Here is a 19,009-nt window from a genome sequence, read left to right as displayed (position 1 = left end):
GCTGCGGCGTGGCCGTGCCCCCGGCGATCTCCCCCCGTGCAAATACTGCGGCTCTACGAGATGTGTCCGAACGGTCGCAAGCTTTGGCACTCCTTGACCCCAAGTTCCCGCTGGGTCCATGAGCTGGGCCGACACGTGGGCCAGGCTGGAATCGCCGGACAGTCGAACTCAGAAATATCTGACTAGTCAGATACTGTTGGTGTCGGTGAACCGCTCGCACCAGGCGAGCACCCCACCCCGATGCCGAGGTTCACGATGCAGCTCGTCTACGCCTTCGACGCCTACTGCGGCTGGTCGCACGGTTTCTCCCCCACCCTGCGCGAGGTCGTCTCCCGTCACCCGGACCTGCCCGTGGAGGTGATCTCCGGCGGACTGTTCACCGGCTCGCGCCGGGTGCCGATCCGCGAGTTCGGATACGTCCAGGGCGCCAACGCCCAGATCGCCGAGCTCACCGGCGCCCGGTTCGGTGAGGGGTACGACCGGCTGATCGCCGACGGCTCGTTCGTCATGGACTCCGAGGCAGCCGCACGCGGCGTCGCCGCCCTGCGCCGGGCTGCCCCCGACCGCGCACCGGAACTGGCCGATGCCCTCCAACGGGCCTTCTACCTCGACGGCTTCAGCCTGTCCGAGGCCGCCACCTACCGGAAGGTCGCCGAAGACGCCGGCCTTGACTCCGACGCTGTCGTTTCCGCCTTCGAGTCCCCCGAGGCGTACGACGCTGCGTCGGACGACTTCCGCCGCTGTGCCCAACTGGGCGTCACCGGCTTCCCCACCCTGCTCGCCGTCGACGGTGACCGCGTCACCGTCCTGGCCCACGGTCGCGCCACCGCCGACGAGGTCGACCGGCGCCTCGCCGCCCTCTCCTGACTGTGCAGTCCCCACCCATGCAAGGAGCACCAACCATGAGCAGCACCCTCTCCTTCACGATCTTCGACCTGAACTTCCCGGCCGGCAGCAAGAACAAGACCGCCACCCTCGTCACCGGCGAGAGCGAGGCGCTGCTGGTCGACGCCGCCTTCACCCGCGCCGACGGCCACCGCCTGGCCGCCGAGATCCTCGACTCGGGCAAGAAGCTGACCACCGTCTTCGTCAGCCACGGCGACCCCGACTTCTACTTCGGCGCCGAGGTCCTCGCCGACGCCTTCCCCGAGGCGAAGTTCGTGGCGACCCCGATCGTCATCGAGCACATCAAGCACTCCTACGAGGGCAAGCTCAAGGCCTGGGAGGCCCTCGGCCCCAACCTGCCCACCCGCCTGGTCGACATCGAGCCCCTGACCGGCGACCTCACCCTCGAAGGAAACCGCTTCCAGCTCAAGGGCGGCCCGGACGGACTGCCCGACCGGCACTACCTGTGGCAGGCCGAGCACCGCGCCCTTCTCGGTGGCGTCCTGCTCTTCCAGCAGGAGCACGTCTGGGTCGCCGACACCCCCACCCCCGACGACCGCGCCGCCTGGATCAAGCTGCTGGACGAGATGGCCGCGCTCCAGCCGGAGCTGGTCGTCCCCGGCCACCGCCTGCCCAGCGCCCCGGCGAATGCCTCCGCGATCTCCGCCACCCGCGACTACCTCCTCGCCTTCGAGGAGGAGCTGGGCAAGGCCGCCGACGGCGCGGCCCTGACCGAGGCGCTGGTGGCCCGCTACCCGGACAACGGCATGCTCATCGCCGCCCAGATCGGCGCCAAGGTCGCCAAGGGCGAAATGAAGTGGGGCTGACCATGACCGACTTCGCGGCGTCCACCGCCCCCGCCGACGTCGTACGCCGCCAGTACCTGGCCTCCGCGGCCGGTGACCTGGAAGCCCTGCGCGCCACCCTCGCCCCCGACGTGGAGTGGACGGAGATGGCCGGCTTCCCCCTCGCCGGCACCTACCGCACCCCCGACGGGGTCACCTCCAACGTCATGGAGCAACTGGGCAAGGAGTGGGACGGCTGGACCGCCCACGACGACACCTACGTCGTCGACGGCGAGAACGTCGTCGTCCTCGCCCGCTACACGGCGGCCAACAAGGCCACCGGCAAGAAGATCGACGTCCGGGTCGCCCACCACTTCGTCGTGCGCGGCGGCCTGATCGTCCGCTTCGAACAGTTCGTGGACACCGCGCTGGTCCGCGACGCCATGACCCCCTGACCCTCCGCCACCTGAGGACAGCACGGATGAACCCCACCGTCGTGCTCGTGCACGAAGTTCATGGTGCCCAGCGCGAGGCGGCTGACCCTCAGGTCGACGCCGCCGACGTGTGCGCACCACATGGGGGTGTCCTTTCCTTGGTGGCGCGCGGGATGGATGGGTATCCGTTCCGCGTGCAGAGGGAGGTCAGGAGGAGGCCGTCATCCGGTCGGAGACAGGCTGCAGGGTGGCGACGGTGTGCTCTGCCGCCCGGGTGTGGGGGTGCACGGCGAAGGCGTGGACGATCACGGCGAGGGCGGCACATACGACGGTGACAACTCCGAGGGGGAGGGCCGTGGCCGAGCCGCCGAGGCCGACGAGCGGGGCGGCCATGCCGCCGAACGCGAAGCGCGCCGTGCCGAGCAGCGACGACGCCGTGCCGGCGATCTCGGGGTAGTGCGCGAGGGCGAGGGACGTGGAGGGCGGGGTGGTGGTGGCGACGCCGCTGACCATGGTCAGCAGGGACAGCACGATGGCGGCGAGCGGCAGGTGCAGCGACGCGGTGGCCAGGAGGCCGGCCGCGCCCATCAGGGTCATGACCAGGCCCAGGACGAGGGTGCCCTTCTCCGACCACCGCTCGGAGAGCCTCCCGGCGACGAAGCCGAACACCATGAATCCGGCGGAGTTCAAGCCGAACGCCAACGAATAGCCCTGCGGGGACAGCCCGTAGATGCCCTGCAGTACATAGGTGGCGCCGCTGAGGTAGGCGAACAGGGCGGCGTTGACGAACCCGGTGATCAGGACGGCGCCCAGGAAGAGCCGGTCGGCCAGCAGACGGCGGAAGTCACGTCCGCTCCGGGCCAGGCCGCCGCCGGTGCGCTCGGCCGCGGGCAGGGTCTCACGGAAGACGGTGAGGCAGGCGGCGAGGATCACGGCGCCGAGCAGGGCGAGGAACAGGAAGATGCCGCGCCAGTCGGTAAAGGCCGCGAGCTGGCCGCCCAGGACCGGTCCGACGATGGCGGCCAGGCCGCCGATCACGGTGAGACTGCCGTAGTAGCGCACCAGTCTGCCGCCGGAGTACAGGTCGCGTCCGGCGGCCTGGGCGATCACGATGCCGACGGCCCCGGCCAGGCCCTGTACGAAGCGGGCGGCGACCAGCGACTCGACGCTGGGGCTGAACGCGCACAGCACCGAGGTGGCGATGTAGGCGACGGCGCCGGCCAGCATCGGGCGGCGGCGGCCGAGACGGTCCGAGAGCGGGCCGGCGATGAGCTGGCCGAACGCCAGGCCGAGGAGGCAGGCGGTGACCGTGAGCTGCGCGGCCGACGTCGACGCGTGCAGCTCGGTGGTCAGCGCCGGCAGCACCGGCAGATACAGGTCCATCGAGATCGGCCCGAACACGGTCAGCAGGGCCAGCACGACGGCGAGGGCACGGCCGACCGTCCGCTCACGCGGCGCGCTCGGGGTGGCGGGGGTGTTCACACGGCTCCGATCGAGCAGGAGAAGGGCCAGAGGGCGGGGCGGGGTGGTGCTGCGCGACGCGCTCCCGGCGTCGCGGCAGAAACCCGGTGCCGTCAAGACAAGCGTGTTCTGCCGTGGGCAGGGAGTTTCTGTCGAGGGGTGTATCGACAGCGCATGCCTGACGGTGTGTCGATGCCCCCTAGCGGTAGCCAAGGGCGGGGTCAGCGCCCGCTCGTACGCCTCATCGACCTGGCCGGCGCAGAGGTCGAGCGGGCGGTGTGCCGACTGTCTCTCGGCCACCGTCCAGGGGGGGGCGGAGAGGGCGGGTCAGTCGGTGGCGGGGGCGGCGGCGTACTCCTCGTCGGTGACGGGGGTCAGCCAGTGCACGACGTCGTGATCGGCATCGGCCTCGTTGATGGCCAGGTGGACCATGAGCCGGTTCGGTGCGGCGCCGTGCCAGTGCTCCTCGTCGGCCTCGAACAGGACGCGGTCGCCGGGCCGGATGACCTCGACGGGTCCGCCGCGGCCCTGGCACAGGCCGACGCCCTCGGTGACGAAGACGGTCTGGCTGAGCGGGTGGCGGTGCCAGTGCGTACGCGCGCCGGGCATGAAGTGCACCAGGTTCGCGGTGACCCGGGACGGGGCGGGGGCAGCGGCCACGGCGTCGATGTGGACGTCGCCGGTGAACCAGTCGGCGGGGCCCTTGACGGTGTTGATCGAGCTTCGGGTGATCTGCACGGTGTTGCTTCCTTCTGCGTGAGTGCCGTGGGTGGGTCAGGGCTTGAGGAGGGTCTTGATGGCGCGGCGCTCGTCCATCGCCCGGTAGCCCTCGGCGACCTGGTCCAGGGGCAGAGTGAGGTCGAAGACCCGGCCGGGGTCGATCGCGCCGGTCAGGACGCGGTCGATGAGGTCGGGCAGATAGCGGCGCACGGGGGCGGGTCCGCCACGCAGCCCGACGTGGGAGAAGAACAACTCCTGCCCGTCGACCGCGACCTCGTGCGGAACGCCGACGAAGCCGACGTTGCCGCCCGGTCGCGCCGAGTTCAGCGCCTGCTGCATCGCCTGGGCGGTGCCGACACACTCCAGCACGCTGTCCGCGCCGATCCCGCCGGTCAGCTCCTTGACCCGGGCGACACCCTCCTCGCCACGCTCGGTGACGATGTCGGTGGCGCCGTAGACGAGGGCCAGCTGCTGCCGGCTCTCGTGACGGCTCATGACGATGATCCGCTCGGCGCCCATCTCCTTGGCCGCGATCACGGCACACAGGCCGACCGCGCCGTCACCGACGACGACGGCCGTGGAGCCGGGCTTCACCTCGGCGGCATCCGCGGCCCACCAGCCCGTGCCCATGACGTCGGACACGGCCAGCAGGCCCGGCCAGTACTTCTCGTCCGGGGTGCCATCGGTGGCGACCAGGGTGCCCTGGGCGTTGGGGATGCGGACGTAGTCGGCCTGACAGGTGGACATGAACTCACGGTTCAGACAGCTGGACTGGAAGCCGTTGCCGCAGTTCGCGCAGGTGTTGTCCGAGGTGGCGAACGAGCCGACGACGAACTGGCCGGGCCTGACCGCGGTGACCTCGGATCCGACCTCCTCGACGAAGCCGACGTACTCGTGGCCCATCGGGTGAGCCTGCTCGGTCGGCTCCGCGCCGCGGTAGGGCCACAGGTCCGAGCCGCACACACAGGTGACGGCCGTGCGGATGATCGCGTCGGTGGGGTTGAGGATCTTCGGGTCGTCGAGGGTTTCGAAGCGGATGTCGCCGGGGGCGTGGATCACTGCTCCGCGCATCAGAGGTCTTCCTTACGTGCCGTGGTCACAGGGGGCAGGGCCCGGGCTGTCATCAGGCCGCCGCAGGCCAGGGCAGGCACCGCCGGAGCGGCGAGCGAACGCGCCTGCGCAGTCGCAGGCGGCGGTGCCGTCCAGGAAGGTGCGTACGCCACTCGGGCGGTGCCCGGCATCCAGGAAAGCGGTCTTCCCGGCGGGGAGCGAGTTACCAGTGAGGGGTGTACCGGCAGTGCATCCCTTTCACGCCTGACGGGTCGTACCGTCGAGGGCATGGACAACCGTGAGGAGGTCCGCGAGTTCCTCACCTCGCGGCGTGCCAAGATCACCCCCGAGCAGGCAGGACTACCCGCCGGCTCCCGACGCCGCGTGCCGGGTCTGCGCAGGAGCGAGGTCGCGGCGCTCGCCGACATGAGCGTCGAGTACTACGCCAAGCTCGAGCGCGGCAACCTCGCCGGTGTCTCGCCCGCTGTCCTCGAAGCCGTCGCCCGCGTGCTGCAGCTGGACGACGCCGAGCGCGCCCATCTGCTGAACCTGGCCCATGCCGCCGACGGCACCGACATCCTCACCCGTCCCCGCCGCCGCGCCCCGGGGCCGCAGGTCCACCGCAGCCTGCAGTGGACGCTGGACGCGATCACCGCCGGGCCCGCAGTCGTGTGCAACGGCCGCCTGGACATCCTCGCCAGCAACGCGCTCGCACGGGCCTTCTACACCGACCTGTTCGCGAACCCGGTCAATCAGCGGAACCTGGCCCGCTTCCAGTTCCTCGACCCCGCCTCGCGCGGCTTCTACCCCGACTGGGACCTGTTCGCGGACATGGCCGTAGCCCTGCTCCACGCACAGGCCGGCCGCAACCCGTACGACAAGGACCTGCACGACCTCGTCGGTGAGCTGTCCACCCGCGTGGAGGAGTTCCGCACCCGGTGGGGCGCGCACAACGTCCGTCGCCACGGCACCGGTACCAAGCGGTTCCACCACCCCGCCGTCGGCGCCCTCACCCTCGCCTACGAGTCCCTCGATCTGACCGTCGAACCCGGTCTCAGCATGACCATCTACACCGCCGAACCCGGCACCCCCTCCGAAGAGGGTCTGCGCCTGCTCGCCTCGCTCGCCGCCACCGAAGACAGCACACCCGCCGCACAGCAGCACCCCACCACCGGCTGAGGCACTTCTACGCGCAGGTCAGCAAGGGAGCAGTGCCGGCGGCGTGGCCGGTACGTCGTGCCGCTCGTACGCCGAGGGCCGGTCGCGTTCAGCTTGTGGTGACGCGGGCGTTGACCCGCCGCATCCAGTCGCGGTCGGTGTGCCACATGGGGTGATGCGGGGCCGCGTTCGAGGTCAGGACGACGCCCCGGAAGCCCGCGGCGAGACAGCGGTCGACGACGAACTCCGCGATGTCCTTGCCGACGGCGTCCTCCTCGAAGCGCGTCAGCAGCGGGGTGTATCCCACGACGCCTTCACCGAGCACGGCGGGGATGCCGCGCAGGCGGGCGAACTCGGCGACGGAGTCGACCCACCCGGCCAGCGTCTCCCGCATGGCCTGGCGGTGCGCCGGATAGTTCTCGTAGAGCCACAGGTCCCAGCGGTCGGGGTCGACCCAGTCGAGTGTGTAGAACAGTTCGCGGGGGATTCCGGTGGCGGCCAGTCGCCAGGGCTCGTCCGGGTGGTAGTCGGCGAAGGCGGGTGCGTCGGGGCGCAGCATGGCGGCCAGTTCGGGGGTGGGCCAGGTGGTCGTCTCGGGTGCCGCTTCGGTGCCGTGGCCGAGTCCGACCGCCTCGTAGAGCGCGCCGAGCACGCCGTAGACGTAGAAGTGGAAGTGCGCGATCTGCGCCCCCTCCGGCAGGTCGTCGATCTCGCTCGGCCAGGGCTCGCCCAGGGAGTAGGTGACGGGGATGCCGGGGTGCCGGGCCCGCAGCAGCTTCACGGCACGGTCGAGAGGGCCGCGCAGATAGGCGTAGTGGGTGACGCCGTCGCGCGGTACGAGGGAGCAGTTGTCGACCTCGTTGTGCACCTCGACGTAGGCGACCTGGTCGGCCAGTCCGCGCTCGGTGAGGAAGTCGAGGAGTCCGGCGAGTGCTTCGGCCACCGCCTCGGCGCGGTCCGGGCCGGGGACCTCGGCCAGGGCGCGGTGCCAGGCGTCGGTGTCGGCGAAGCTGGGGGACTGCTGGTACTCCCAGGAGGACACGATCACCTGGCAGTCGTGACGGGCGGCCGCCTCGAACAGCTCGACGAGCCGGCGGCGGCCGTCCAGCGGATAGCCGCCGCGCACGTCGTACCAGCGGGTGCGCTGTCCGAACTCCTCTCCCAGGCCGCGGACCTCGATCGACTCCGGATCGGGGACGCGCCCGGAGAACAGCAGGAAGGGCATGGCGCAGACGCGCACGGTGTTGAAGCCCCGGTCCACCGCCTCGGCGAAGGCGCGATCCAGGTCGGCGAACGGCTCGCCGGGGCCTGCCTGGGTGTACCAGCTGAAGTCCCACAGGGTGATGGCCATTGCTTGCTGCTGTGTCGTCATGAGGGCACGGTAGCTCAATTCATTAATTATGAATAATGCTTGACAGGGGTGGTGGGACTGCTCAGGCTCATGTGCCATGAGCGAATCCATCCACCCGTCCCGGCGCACCGTCGTCGCGGCACTCGGCGCGGCCGCCGCCGTCGCGCTCCCCGCCTGGCCGGAGACGGCACGAGCGGCGGACGGCACGGCCGCGGCGGCCACCAACGGCCCGGTGCTCGACACCCACCCGGCCACCGAGCCCTCCGGCACCCATGTGCGCGAGGTCGGCGGCACCAGCGTCGTCTTCCAGTACGGCACGGTGCTTCCGGCCTTCGACGGCTGGCGCACCCATGAGCCCACGCGCGACTATCTGTCCCTGGACAGACGCTGGCGTTTCCGGTTCGACCCCACCGGCCAGGGACTCGGCGAGGGCTGGCACTCACCGCGCCACGACGACCGGGCCTGGGGCCGTATCGGCGTCCCGGCGGCCTGGGATCTGCTGGACACCCCCGGATTCGGTTCGCAGACCGCTCCCTTCGGCCAGGGCACGGCGTTCGCCGACGGCTACGCCTGGTACCGCACCACCATCGACGTGCCCGCGTCCTGGCGTGCCCGGCACGTACGCGTCGCCTTCCTGGCCGCCGGATACAGCGCCGAGGTGTGGCTCGACGGCGAGCACCTGGGCAAACACGAAGGCGCCAACTCGCCGTTCGCGCTTCCGGTCGCGGGGGCGCTTCGGCCGGGGACCCGCCAGACGATCGCCGTGCGGGTCTTCCGCAGGGCGAGCTACACCGACTACACGGCCGCGACGCCGCAACCGGTCACCGACGACCACGAGCTGCCGTACAAGCCCGTCGACTACTGGCCCTACGCCGGACTGACCCGGTCCGTCTGGATCGAGGCGGTCCCGAAGGTCACCATCGCCAAACTGCTCGTGTCCGTCGCACGCGGGCGCCTGGAGGCACACGCGGTCGTCGAGAACCACGGCGCCACCGGCTTCGACGGCCGGCTCACCCTGGATCCCGGCCGGGGGAGCGGCGGCCGGCCCGTCGTGGTCGCGGCACGGATCGCGGCCCGGTCGGCCGGCGTCGTGCGCGTCTCGATCCCGATACCCCACGCCCCGCGCTGGAGCCCGGCCTCGCCGCACACGCTCACCGCCCGGGCCACCCTGAACGCGGGCAGAGCCTCGGGGCCACGAGTGGACACACTGTCCACCGTGTACGGCGTACGCGAACTCAGCATCGCGGACGCCCAGTTGCGCCTGAACGGCAAGCCGCTGTTCCTCAAGGGCCTCAACTGGCACGAGGAGACGGCCGCCCACGGCAGGGCGATGACGCCGGCCGAGTACGACCGGGAACTGGGGCACATCACGGCGGTGGGCGCCAACTTCATCCGCAACTGCGTCTACAACCGGCACCCGTACGTCTACGACTGGGCGGACGAGCACGGCGTGCTGGTGATGGACGACATCGACACCATGTGGCTCAACACCGCCCAGGAGAAGCTCCAGACCGAGCGCTACGGCCTCGCCCGCGCCCTGGCTCTGACCATGGCGTGGAACCAGCACAACCACCCTTCGGTGATCCTGTGGGGTCTGCAGAACGAGTCGGAGATCGACGCCGACGGCGCCCCCGTCTACCGGGCCTGGCTCGCCGACCTCAAGGCGGCCATAAAGGCGGTCGACCTCACCGCCCGTCCCGTGACCTGGGCCTCCAACACGAGCAACGACCCCGCGTTCGACCTCGCCGACGTGATCGGATTCAACGAGTACTTCGGCTACTTCTACGGCAAGGACGCCGACCTCGGTCCCACGCTGGACGCGGTGCACGCGAAGTATCCCGACAAGCCGATCCTGATCACCGAGAACGGCACCTGGTCCGTGGCCGGCACCCACGGCCCCGCCACCACACAGGGCACGGAGGAGTGGCAGGCGGCGAGCTTCACCGCGCACTGGGCGCAGGTGACGGAGCGGAGCGACTTCGTCGCAGGCTTCACCTACTGGGTCCTCAAGGACTACAAGCAGCGGGCCGGATACAACCAGGACTACAACGGCATCAGCGTGATGGGTCTGATCACCTTCGCCGAGGAACGGCCCAAGCTCGTCCACGACGTGTTCCGCAGGGCGGTGAACCCCAGGGGCAGATGACCTGACGTGGTACGGCGGAAGGGGGAAGGACGGTCTGTCCTTCCCCCTTCCGCGTTAGAGGGTTCAGGCCTTGACGCTCCCCTCGGTCAGACCACTGCGCCAGAAGCGCTGCAGGGCGACCATGGCGATCATCAGGGGGACCACGGAGACAAAGGCGCCTCCCACGGTCAGTTGGTAGAGCTGCGGTTGGCGGTCGGCGAAGGACTGCCACGACGTCAGACCGAGGGTGATGGGGTAGAGCTTGGAGTCGGACAGCATCACCAGCGGCAGGAAGTAGTTGTTCCAGATGCCGACGAACTGGAAGAGGAAGATCGTCACCAGGGCCGGGGTCATGATGCGCAGAGCGACGACCGTGAAGATACGGATCTCTCCCGCGCCGTCGATGCGGGCCGCCTCCAGCAACTCGTCCGGTATGGAGGCCGCGGCGTAGATCCGGCACAGGTACACGCCGAAGGGACTGACGAAGCTCGGCAGCAGGACGGCCCAGTAGGTGTTGGCCAGGCCCGCCTCGCTGAACAGCAGGTACATCGGCAGCGCCAGCGCCGTGCCAGGGATCAGGACGCCGCCCAGCACGATGTTGAAGATCGTGTCGCGGCCGGCGAAGGAGAACTTCGCCAGCGCGTAGCCGGACATCGCGGCCAGCAGCGTCGCCACGCCCGCGCCGACCCCCGCGTACAGCAGGCTGTTGACGGCCCAGCGCAGATAGATCGCGTCGTCGTAGGTGAGCACCTGGTGCAGGTTGCTCAGGAACTGCGGTTGGGAGAACCACAGCCCGAAGGTGCCGAACAGGTCGCCGGTGGACTTGGTGGACGCCACGACCAGCCAGTACACCGGGAGCAGGAAGTACCCGGCGGCTGCCACGAGCAGGCCGGTGACCAGGATGCGACTGCGCGTGGTGACCCCGGTGATGCCGCCGCGCGGTGTCGTGCCGTCGCCGGAGGCCGGCTTCTCACCCCTCGGCGGGACGGTGCGGGCCGCTGTCTGGAGACTCACGCGTCCCCACCTCTCTTGTTGACCAGCCGCAGGAACCCGAAGGAGAGCACGAACGCGGCGAGGGCGAGCAGGACTGCCTCGGCGGCGGCGAGGTGGTAGTTGTCGTTGGTGAACGCCTCGTTGTAGGCGCTGAGGTTGGGCGTGTAGGCGCTGTCGATGCTCGACGAGACGGGCTTGAGCACCAGGGGTTCCGCGAACAGCTGCAGCGTGCCGATGATGGTGAAGACCGTGGTGAGGACCAGCGCCGGGCGCAGCAGCGGCAGCTTGACATACCGGACCGTCATCCACGCACTGGCGCCGTCGATGCGGGCGGCCTCGTACAGCTCCGCGGGGACGGTGCGCAGCTGGGCGACGAGAACCAGGACGTTGTAGCCGGCGAACTCCCAGGTGACGATGTTCGCGATGGACCACAGCACCGTGTCTCCGCCCAGGAGGTCCACCGACACTCCCAGGTGGCGCATGCCGTCCACGAGCGGGCTGACGCCCGGAACGTACAGGAAGCCCCACAGGATGGACGCGATGACCCCCGGAACGCCGTAGGGGAGGCAGTAGGCGGCGCGGAAGAACCGCACGCCTCTGGCCGAGGCGGTGTCCAGCAGCAGCGCGAGCCCGGCGGCCAGCGCGACCATCACCGGCACCTGGACGGCCGCGAACAGCAGCACGCGACCGATGCTGCGCAGAAAGGCGTGGTCGGACAACGCCTCGGAGTAGTTGCTCAGCGCTACGAAGACGGTACGGCTGCTGCCGAGCCCCAGCGGCCCGGTGCGCTCGACATCCATGACGCTCTGGTAGACGGCGTAACCGATGGGGGCGGCGAAGGTCAGCAGGAACAGCAGGAGGAAGGGCGCGACGAAGGCGATGGGCGCCAGATTTCCGCGGCGGCGGGGCGCTCGGGTGCGGGTGGGCATGAGGATGCTTTCTGGAGTCCGGAGGGGAGAACGGCGGCGGCCGTGTCGCGCCCTCCGGAGGCGGTCACTGGCCGGTGGAAACCTTCAGACCCTTCCTCTTCAGGTCCTCGACGGTCTGCTTCTGTGCCTGCTCGACCGCGGAGACGAACGAGCCCTTGCCCGCCACGGCGGCCTGGAAGCCGTCGTTGAGGTGCTGGTAGGTGGCGTCGATCGTCGGTATCCACTTCCACGAGGTGTCGATGTTCTTGTCCGCCTGTGCGAAGACCTCGTTGTACTTCTGGCCTCCGAAGAACTTCGACGGCTTGTCCAGCGAGGAGCCCTGGTACGCGTCGGCCCCCGCCGGCCAGCCGTAGCCGCCCTGCAGCAGCAGGTCGACGCTCGCGGGGTCGGTGTTGAGCCATTCGGCGAACTTCAGGGCCTCGGGGATGTGCTTGGCGCCCTTGAGGACAGCCGTGGAGGAACCGCCCCAGTTCGCGGAGACGTTCGCGCCCTTGGTCCACTGCGGCATGGGCGCCACCGCCCATTTGCCGGTGGTCTTGGGAGCGTTTCCGCTGATGATGGCGTCGCCCCACTGAGCACTCACCCACGAGGTGATGGCGCCGGACTGCAGGTCCTTGTACCAGCCGTTGGCGAAGTCGGGTTCGGTCTTGATCAGTTTCTTGGTGCGCAGGTCGTCCCAGTAGGCGGCGACCTTGAGGGTCTCAGGGGAGGCGATGTTCACCGACCAGGTGTCGCCGTCGACGCCGAACCACTTGGCGCCGGCCTGCCATGCGAGTGCGGTGAACCAGGCCGAGTTGCCCGGGGGGAAGGTGCCGATGGAGGCCTTCGGGTCGGCGTCGCGGATCTTCTGCGCGGCCTGGGCGTACTCGTCCCAGGTGGTGGGCGGCTCGATGCCCCACTTCTTGAACAGGTCGGAGCGGTAGAACAGGCCCATCGGACCGGACGCCTGGGGGATCGCGTAGACGGCCGAGCCGAAGACTCCCTGCTGCCACTGCCAGTCCACGAACTTCGACCGGTCCTTGTCGGCGCCGTAGTCGGACAGGTTCACCAGGCCGTTCTCCAGCAGGAACGAGGGGATCTCCTGGTACTCCACCTGTGCCAGGTCGGGAGCGTTGCCACTCTTGAGGGCGGCGCGCATCTTCGCGTAGCCGCCGCTGCTGCCCGCCGGGATCTTCTCCAGCTTGACGTGGATGTCCGGGTGAGTGGCGTTCCATTTGTCGACGGCCTTGTCGACACCGGGAACCCACGACCAGAAGCGCAGATCGACCTTCTCGCCGGGCTTGGCGGATGCCTGTGCCTTGTCCTGCGAATCGGCCGGACCCCCGCAGGCGGAGATGAGCAGGGAGACGGCGACAAGGGTCGTTGCTAGCGCGCCCCGGCTTCTGCGGCGGGGTGTGGTGCGGCTCATGGGAGGAGGTCCTTCCTGGCTTCGTCCTGAAGGTGCCTGTTGCGTGCCGGTCAGTCTCGGAGCGGCATCGCCACGCCGTCAAGATATATTCATAATTAATTGAAACAGCTATGGTGGGTGCGTAGGCAGGAGCGAGGGGAGACGCACGTGATGACGGAATGCCGCAGGATGACGGGGCGCGTGGCGGTGATCACCGGGGCGGCGCACGGTATCGGCGCGGCCACGGCCCACCGGCTCGCGGCCGAAGGGGCGGTGGTCGTGGTCACGGACGTGGACGACGTGGCCGGCAAGGCCGTCGCGGCCGACATCGCGGACAGCGGCGGACGCGCGGAGTTCGTTCACTGCGACGTGACCTCGGCCGCCGACTGGGAGCACCTGGCCCGCCACGTCGACGAGCACCACGGCCGGCTGGACGTGCTGCACAGCAACGCCTTCGCCCAGCTCAACAAGCCCGCCCACGAACTGAGCGAGGCCGAGTGGGACGGTCAGATGGCGGTGCTGCTCAAGCCCGCCTGGCGCGCGATGAAGACGTTCGCGGCCCCGCTGCGCGAGGCGAAGGGCTCCGTCGTCCTGACCTCGTCGGTGCACGCGGTCATCGGCCTGCCGGGCCATGCCGCCTACGCCGCCGCGAAGGGCGCGCTGTGCTCGCTGGGCAGGCAGCTGGCCGTCGAGTACGGTCCCGGCATCCGGGTCAACACCGTGCTGCCCGGTCCCATCCTGACCGCCGCCTGGGACGGGATCCCGGAGTCCGACCGGGCGCGCAGTGTGGCGGCCACGGCGGCCGGGCGGTTCGGGCAGCCGGAGGAGGTGGCAGCGGCCGTCGCCTTCCTGGCATCGGCGGACGCCTCCTATGTGACCGGCGCCAGCCTGGTGGTCGATGGAGGATGGAGCGTCATGAAGGAGTCCTCGTGAGCGTCGCGCACCGTGCGGTGGGCCAGGCGCAAGGACCGATACGGAAACGGAGAACGTGGTGACCCATCCCCCCAAGGGGCTGCACGGTCAGGCGGTGGAGGAGCTGGGCCGGCGCATCATCCGGGGCGACTACCCCCCGGGCTCCGTCGTCGACCCGGTCAAGTTCGAGACCGAACTCGGCGTCAGCAAGACGGTCGTGCGCGAGGCGCTGCGCGTACTGGCGGCCAAGGGCCTGCTGGAGTCGAAGCAGAAACGCGGTACGACCATCCGGCCCCGCGCCGACTGGAACCTCCTCGACAGCGACCTGCTGCGCTGGCAGGGCAGCAGCGCTCCCTCCGACGGGTTCCTGGACGACCTCGCCGAGGTCCGCGCGATCGTCGAACCCGCCGGAGCCAGGCTCGCCGCGGCCCGCCGCACCCCCGCCGACCTGGACGCCCTGCGGCAGGCGCTCGACGCGATGGCGGCGGCCGGAACGGACGCGGAGGCGATGGTCGAGGCCGACCTGGCCTTCCACCGCGCCCTGCTGGACGCCGCGCACAACGAACTGCTCAGCCGGATGGAAGTCGTCATCGAGGCCGGTCTGCGCGTCCGTGACCGCATCGTGCACGGCGCCCTGCACTTCTCCGACTCCCTGCCCGTGCACCAGGAACTGCTCGACGCGGTCGAGGCGGGCGATCCGGACGCCGCTGTGACGGCCGTCGAGTCCCTGCTCGCCCAGGCGTCCCACGACCTGGCCGCCGTACAGGCCCGGGAAGACCACGACCACACCGCGACCGACCCGCTCCGCGAGGAAACCCCTTGAAGATAACCGGACTTGAGACGTTCCTGGTGGCTCCGCGCTGGCTGTTCCTGCGCGTCGCGACCGACGAGGGTGTCACCGGCTGGGGCGAGCCCGTGATCGAGGGCCGCGCCGAGACCGTACGCGCCGCCGTGCACGAACTGGCCGACTACCTCGTCGGCCGGGACCCGCTGCGCATCGAGGACCACTGGCAGGTGCTCACCAAGGGCGGCTTCTACCGGGGCGGCCCGATCCTCTCCAGCGCCGTCGCCGGCATCGACCAGGCGCTGTGGGACATCGCCGGCAAGACCTACGGCGTCCCCGTGCACCGCCTCCTCGGCGGCCCCGTCCGCGACCGGGTCCGGATGTACGCCTGGATCGGCGGCGACCGTCCCGGCGAGGTCGCCGAACTCGCCGAGGAACAGATGAAGGCGGGCTTCACCGCCGTCAAGATGAACGGCTCGGCCGAACTCGCCCCGATCGACACCCCGGCACGCACCGCCGAGGTCGTCGACCGTGTCGCGGCCGTCCGCGAGGTGCTCGGCGACGAGCGGGACATCGCCGTCGACTTCCACGGCCGGGCCTCCACCGCCATGTCACGCCGGCTGCTGCCCCTGCTGGAGCCGCTGCACCCGCTGTTCGTCGAGGAACCCGTCCGGCCGGAGCACTCCGCTCACCTGCGCGCGCTGGCGGAGTCCACGAGCATTCCGCTCGCCACCGGCGAACGCCTGTACTCGCGCTGGGACTTCCGCGAGGTCATGACCAGTGGCATCGCCGTCGCCCAGCCCGACCTCTCGCACGCCGGCGGCATCTCCGAGGTCCGCCGGATCGCCGCCATGGCCGAGACGTACGACGTCACCCTGGCCCCGCACTGCCCGCTCGGCCCGATCGCCCTGGCCGCAAGCCTCCAGATCGCCTTCTCCGTACCGAATTTCCTCATCCAGGAACAGAGCATGGGCATCCACTACAACCAGCAGTGCGACCTGCTGGATTACGTGATGGACCCCGAACCCTTCCGCTTCCAGGACGGATACGCCGTCGCGAGCACCCGCCCCGGACTCGGCGTCGACATCGACGAGAAGGCGGTACGCAGGGCCGCCGAGACCGGACACCGCTGGCGCAACCCCGTGTGGCGCGGCACCGACGGCGCGTTCACCGAATGGTGACCGCGGCGCGGCCGCCCCTCTCGAACCGAACCCGCAAGGAGAGCCCGCTTTCATGCACCTGGTGGAATCCCTCCGACGCCAGCGCCTGCTGGCGATCGTCCGGGGCAAGGACCCCGTCGCCGCCCTGCGCACCGTGCACGCCCTCGTGGAAGAGGGCATCCCGGCTGTCGAGATATCGCTGACCACCGCGGACGCCCTCGCCGTGATCAGGCAGGCCCGCGCCGCGCTCGGCCCCGACGCCCTCCTCGGCGCCGGCACGGTGCGCTCCGCGACGGACGCGGCCCGCGCGGTCGACGCCGGAGCGTCGTACCTCGTCACCCCGGCACTGGTCGACGGGCTGGCGCCGTACGGCGTGCCCGTGCTGATGGGCGCCCTGACCCCGACCGAGATCGAAGCCGCCCTCGCCCGTGGCGCCGACGCGATCAAGCTCTTCCCCGGCTCGCTCGGCGGCCCCGGCTATCTGCGGGCCCTGCGCGACCCGTTCCCCGAGGTGCCCTTCGTGCCCGTCGGGGGAGTGGACGCACAGGCCGCCCGTGACTACCTGGCCCGGGGAGCCCTCGCCGTCGGTGTCGGCTCACCGCTGGTCGGAGACGCGGCCGACGGCGGCGACCTGGACCAACTCCGGGCTCGAGCCGCCGAGTTCCGCAAGGTGGCCGAAGGGGAGACGTCGTGACGACAGCGGCTCCACCCGAGGTCGTCACCTTCGGCGAGACCATGGCGGCGCTGCGCGCCCACGGCGCCCTCCGGATGGGCGGCAGTCTCGGTCTCTCCGTGGCGGGAGCCGAGTCCAACGTCGCCATCGGTCTCGCCCGGCTCGGGCACCGGGTGCGCTGGGCGGGCCGGGTCGGCGCTGACGAACTCGGCGCGCTGGTACTGCGCACCCTGCGCGCCGAGGGGATCGACATCGGCCACGCGGCCACCGACGACGCCGGGCGGCCCACCGGGCTGCTGCTGACCGAACCCCGCCTGGGCACGCTGACCCGCGTCAGCTACTACCGCGCCGGTTCGGCGGGTTCGGCCCTCACACCGGCCGACGTCCTGCCCGCACTGGCCCCCGAAACCCGCATCCTGCACCTGACCGGCATCACACCGGCGCTCAGCGCGTCGGCCGCCGAGACCGTCCTGGCCGCCGCCACGGCCGCCCGCGACGCGGGCATCACCGTATGCCTGGACGTCAACTACCGCTCCAGGCTGTGGACAGCAGATCGCGCCCGCGCCGCCCTCCGGCCGATGCTTGCCCACACCGACCTGCTCGTCGCCTCCGAGGACGAGTTGCCGCTGGTACTGCAACGGCCTGCGGGAGGTGAGTCGGAGGCCGTGAAGAGCCTGTTGGACGCGGGCGTCCGAGAGGTGATCGTCAAACGGGGCGCACACGGTGCGACGGTCGTCTCCGCCGAGGGAACAGCCGACCGCGCCGCGCGGCAGGTCGACGCCGTCGACCTGGTCGGCGCCGGCGACGCCTTCGTGGCCGGGTACCTGTCCGGACTCCTCGACGGCGCGGACGTTCCGGCCCGTCTGCACCGGGCCGTCACCACCGCGGCCTTCGCGGTCGCCACCCGGGGCGACTGGGAAGGGCTCCCCACGCGCGACGAACTGGGGCTCTTCGACGAACCCGACGGCACGACCGTCCGCTGACCGACAGGAGGTGACTCATGGCAATCCCGACAGAGCCCGTCATGGTCGTCGTGGACGGAAGGTACGAACTCGCCGAGGGCGGGCGCTGGGTCGACGGCCGGTACGTGTACGTCGACATCCTCAGCGGCCGGCTCTTCGAACTGCGCGACGACGCGAGCCCGGTTCCACGCCAACTCGCCGCACTCGACGTGCCGTTGGGCGCCGTCGCGCCGGTGTACGAGAGACCGCGGGCGTGGATCGCCGCCGTGGGCACGGGCATCGCGTTGCTCACCACCGACGGCGCCCTGGAATGGCTGGACCGGCCCGAGGACCGGACCCCCGTCCCCAGCAGGATGAACGACGGCGTCGCCGACCCCGCCGGCCGCTTCTGGGCCGGGAGCATGGCCTACGACGGCACCCCCGGCGCGGGCTCGCTCTACCGAACGGACCCCGACGGCACGGTCGTACGTGCCCTTGACGGCCTGACCATCCCCAACGGCCCGGCGTTCACCGCCGACGGCACGACCATGTACCTGGCCGACACGGCCGCCGGCACCGTCCTCCGCTGCCACGTCGACCCCGTCTCGGGCGGACTGTCCGCCCCGACGACCTTTGCCCGGCTGCGCGAGGCCGAAGGCAGCCCCGACGGCATGACCGTCGACGAGGAGGGCTGCCTGTGGGTCGCGATGTGGGGCGCCGGCGCGATCCGCCGTTATCACCCCGACGGCCGCCTGCTCCGCACCCTGACCGTGCCCGCCCCGCACCCCACGTCGGTGTGCCTGCCCCCCGGGGACAACCGCCTCCTGGTCACCACGGCCCGGCACGGCGTGAAGAATCCGACCGCGGCCTCCGGTGCGGTGCTCAGCATCCCCGTGCCGGCCGGGGGAACAGCGGCTTGTTCCTGGCGGGGCCGCTGACGAAGGCCGTGTCCGGCCAGGCAACCCGGCGGAGAGCGGCCTTGAGCCGCGTTTCTCGGCGCGGTGGGTCGGAGTAGTGGTCAGCCGCAGCACAACGACACGGTCCTCGCGGCACAGTGATGCCGGCCCTCCCGGTGGGCCGACATCCGCAGGTGCGCTCCGACCCAGCGCACCCAACCTCGGTCCTCAGGCGGATGAAACCGCCGGCGACGTGCCCGCCGTCGAAACCCTGAGCTGTCACAGCGCGACGCCCAACGCGGCGACCCGCCCACACACGGCCCCGACCGACGCCGGCGCCCACCACAAAGTCCTCCGCCAGATCG

18 protein-coding genes are annotated in these 19,009 nt (G+C 70.6%); 11 read left to right on the top strand and 7 right to left on the bottom strand.

Annotated features, from left to right (window positions below; translation table 11 throughout):
* The first annotated feature begins 255 nt into the window (after window positions 1-255).
* Genes ACIBK5_RS01330 through ACIBK5_RS01320 form a run of 3 tightly spaced genes read left to right on the top strand, consistent with a single transcriptional unit; the run spans window position 256 to window position 2,125 of the window.
* The gene (locus tag ACIBK5_RS01330) at window positions 256-867 is read left to right on the top strand and encodes a DsbA family protein (protein WP_399016175.1); all 612 of its coding nucleotides are present in this window, start codon (window positions 256-258) and stop codon (window positions 865-867) included.
* A gap of 35 nt (window positions 868-902) precedes the next feature.
* On the top strand, window positions 903-1,712 hold the full coding sequence (locus ACIBK5_RS01325; RefSeq protein WP_399014946.1) for an MBL fold metallo-hydrolase: 810 nt from the start codon (window positions 903-905) through the stop codon (window positions 1,710-1,712).
* Window positions 1,713-1,714: 2 nt separating this feature from the next.
* Window positions 1,715-2,125, top strand: a complete 411-nt coding sequence (locus ACIBK5_RS01320; protein WP_399014944.1) for a nuclear transport factor 2 family protein — start codon at window positions 1,715-1,717, stop codon at window positions 2,123-2,125.
* A 186-nt stretch (window positions 2,126-2,311) separates the two neighbouring features.
* Here the strand turns inward: ACIBK5_RS01320 and ACIBK5_RS01315 are convergent, their stop codons facing one another.
* The 3 genes from ACIBK5_RS01315 to ACIBK5_RS01305 form a co-directional block, all read right to left on the bottom strand.
* A complete protein-coding gene (locus ACIBK5_RS01315) occupies window positions 2,312-3,586 on the bottom strand; it encodes a multidrug effflux MFS transporter (protein WP_399014941.1) in 1,275 nt (424 codons plus the stop codon).
* A 306-nt stretch (window positions 3,587-3,892) separates the two neighbouring features.
* Window positions 3,893-4,303 (bottom strand): cupin domain-containing protein, encoded by a 411-nt coding sequence (locus tag ACIBK5_RS01310; protein WP_399014938.1) that lies wholly within the window; start codon window positions 4,301-4,303, stop codon window positions 3,893-3,895.
* A 36-nt stretch (window positions 4,304-4,339) separates the two neighbouring features.
* Window positions 4,340-5,356 carry a zinc-dependent alcohol dehydrogenase family protein gene (locus ACIBK5_RS01305; RefSeq protein ID WP_399014936.1) on the bottom strand — a complete coding sequence of 339 codons (1,017 nt, stop codon included), beginning with the start codon at window positions 5,354-5,356 and terminating at the stop codon, window positions 4,340-4,342.
* Between the two features lie 267 nt (window positions 5,357-5,623).
* Between ACIBK5_RS01305 and ACIBK5_RS01300 the strand changes: the two genes are divergently transcribed.
* Window positions 5,624-6,514 carry a helix-turn-helix transcriptional regulator gene (locus ACIBK5_RS01300; protein ID WP_399014934.1) on the top strand — a complete coding sequence of 297 codons (891 nt, stop codon included), beginning with the start codon at window positions 5,624-5,626 and terminating at the stop codon, window positions 6,512-6,514.
* A gap of 88 nt (window positions 6,515-6,602) precedes the next feature.
* On the opposite strand, the gene ACIBK5_RS01295 is transcribed toward ACIBK5_RS01300, so the two are convergent.
* Window positions 6,603-7,865, bottom strand: a complete 1,263-nt coding sequence (locus ACIBK5_RS01295) for a cellulase-like family protein (protein ID WP_399014932.1) — start codon at window positions 7,863-7,865, stop codon at window positions 6,603-6,605.
* A gap of 76 nt (window positions 7,866-7,941) precedes the next feature.
* Here ACIBK5_RS01295 and ACIBK5_RS01290 point away from each other — a divergent pair, with 76 nt between their 5' ends.
* The gene (locus ACIBK5_RS01290; protein ID WP_399014929.1) at window positions 7,942-9,990 is read left to right on the top strand and encodes a glycoside hydrolase family 2 protein; all 2,049 of its coding nucleotides are present in this window, start codon (window positions 7,942-7,944) and stop codon (window positions 9,988-9,990) included.
* Window positions 9,991-10,053: 63 nt separating this feature from the next.
* Here ACIBK5_RS01290 and ACIBK5_RS01285 read toward each other — a convergent pair whose 3' ends face one another.
* The 3 genes from ACIBK5_RS01285 to ACIBK5_RS01275 form a co-directional block, all read right to left on the bottom strand.
* The gene (locus tag ACIBK5_RS01285) at window positions 10,054-10,983 is read right to left on the bottom strand and encodes a carbohydrate ABC transporter permease (RefSeq protein ID WP_399014927.1); all 930 of its coding nucleotides are present in this window, start codon (window positions 10,981-10,983) and stop codon (window positions 10,054-10,056) included.
* A complete protein-coding gene (locus tag ACIBK5_RS01280) occupies window positions 10,980-11,891 on the bottom strand; it encodes a carbohydrate ABC transporter permease (protein WP_399014926.1) in 912 nt (303 codons plus the stop codon). The genes ACIBK5_RS01285 and ACIBK5_RS01280 overlap by 4 nt, the downstream gene beginning before the upstream one ends.
* A 64-nt stretch (window positions 11,892-11,955) precedes the next feature.
* A complete protein-coding gene (locus ACIBK5_RS01275) occupies window positions 11,956-13,299 on the bottom strand; it encodes an ABC transporter substrate-binding protein (protein WP_399014924.1) in 1,344 nt (447 codons plus the stop codon).
* Between the two features lie 168 nt (window positions 13,300-13,467).
* On the opposite strand from ACIBK5_RS01275, the gene ACIBK5_RS01270 reads away from it, so the two are divergent.
* Genes ACIBK5_RS01270 through ACIBK5_RS01245 form a run of 6 tightly spaced genes read left to right on the top strand, consistent with a single transcriptional unit; the run spans window position 13,468 to window position 18,686 of the window.
* Complete coding sequence (locus tag ACIBK5_RS01270) at window positions 13,468-14,211, top strand: SDR family NAD(P)-dependent oxidoreductase (RefSeq protein WP_399014922.1); 744 nt, start codon at window positions 13,468-13,470, stop codon at window positions 14,209-14,211.
* Window positions 14,212-14,266: 55 nt separating this feature from the next.
* Window positions 14,267-15,013 carry a FadR/GntR family transcriptional regulator gene (locus ACIBK5_RS01265; protein ID WP_399014920.1) on the top strand — a complete coding sequence of 249 codons (747 nt, stop codon included), beginning with the start codon at window positions 14,267-14,269 and terminating at the stop codon, window positions 15,011-15,013.
* Window positions 15,010-16,155: a galactonate dehydratase gene (gene dgoD, locus ACIBK5_RS01260; protein WP_399014918.1), complete on the top strand. Its 1,146-nt coding sequence runs from the start codon at window positions 15,010-15,012 to the stop codon at window positions 16,153-16,155. The genes ACIBK5_RS01265 and dgoD overlap by 4 nt, the downstream gene beginning before the upstream one ends.
* Before the next feature lie 52 nt (window positions 16,156-16,207).
* Entirely contained in the window at window positions 16,208-16,828 is a 621-nt protein-coding gene (locus tag ACIBK5_RS01255) for a bifunctional 4-hydroxy-2-oxoglutarate aldolase/2-dehydro-3-deoxy-phosphogluconate aldolase (protein ID WP_399014916.1), read from the top strand.
* Window positions 16,829-16,869: 41 nt separating this feature from the next.
* Window positions 16,870-17,790 carry a sugar kinase gene (locus tag ACIBK5_RS01250; protein WP_399016172.1) on the top strand — a complete coding sequence of 307 codons (921 nt, stop codon included), beginning with the start codon at window positions 16,870-16,872 and terminating at the stop codon, window positions 17,788-17,790.
* Between the two features lie 17 nt (window positions 17,791-17,807).
* Entirely contained in the window at window positions 17,808-18,686 is an 879-nt protein-coding gene (locus ACIBK5_RS01245) for an SMP-30/gluconolactonase/LRE family protein (RefSeq protein ID WP_399014914.1), read from the top strand.
* The last annotated feature ends 323 nt before the right edge of the window (window positions 18,687-19,009 follow it).

This window comes from Streptomyces sp. NPDC050546, from assembly GCF_044457425.1.
GTDB lineage: Bacteria > Actinomycetota > Actinomycetes > Streptomycetales > Streptomycetaceae > Streptomyces.
Note: the sequence above shows the minus strand (reverse complement) of the source record. Positions and strands in the feature narration are given on the sequence as shown.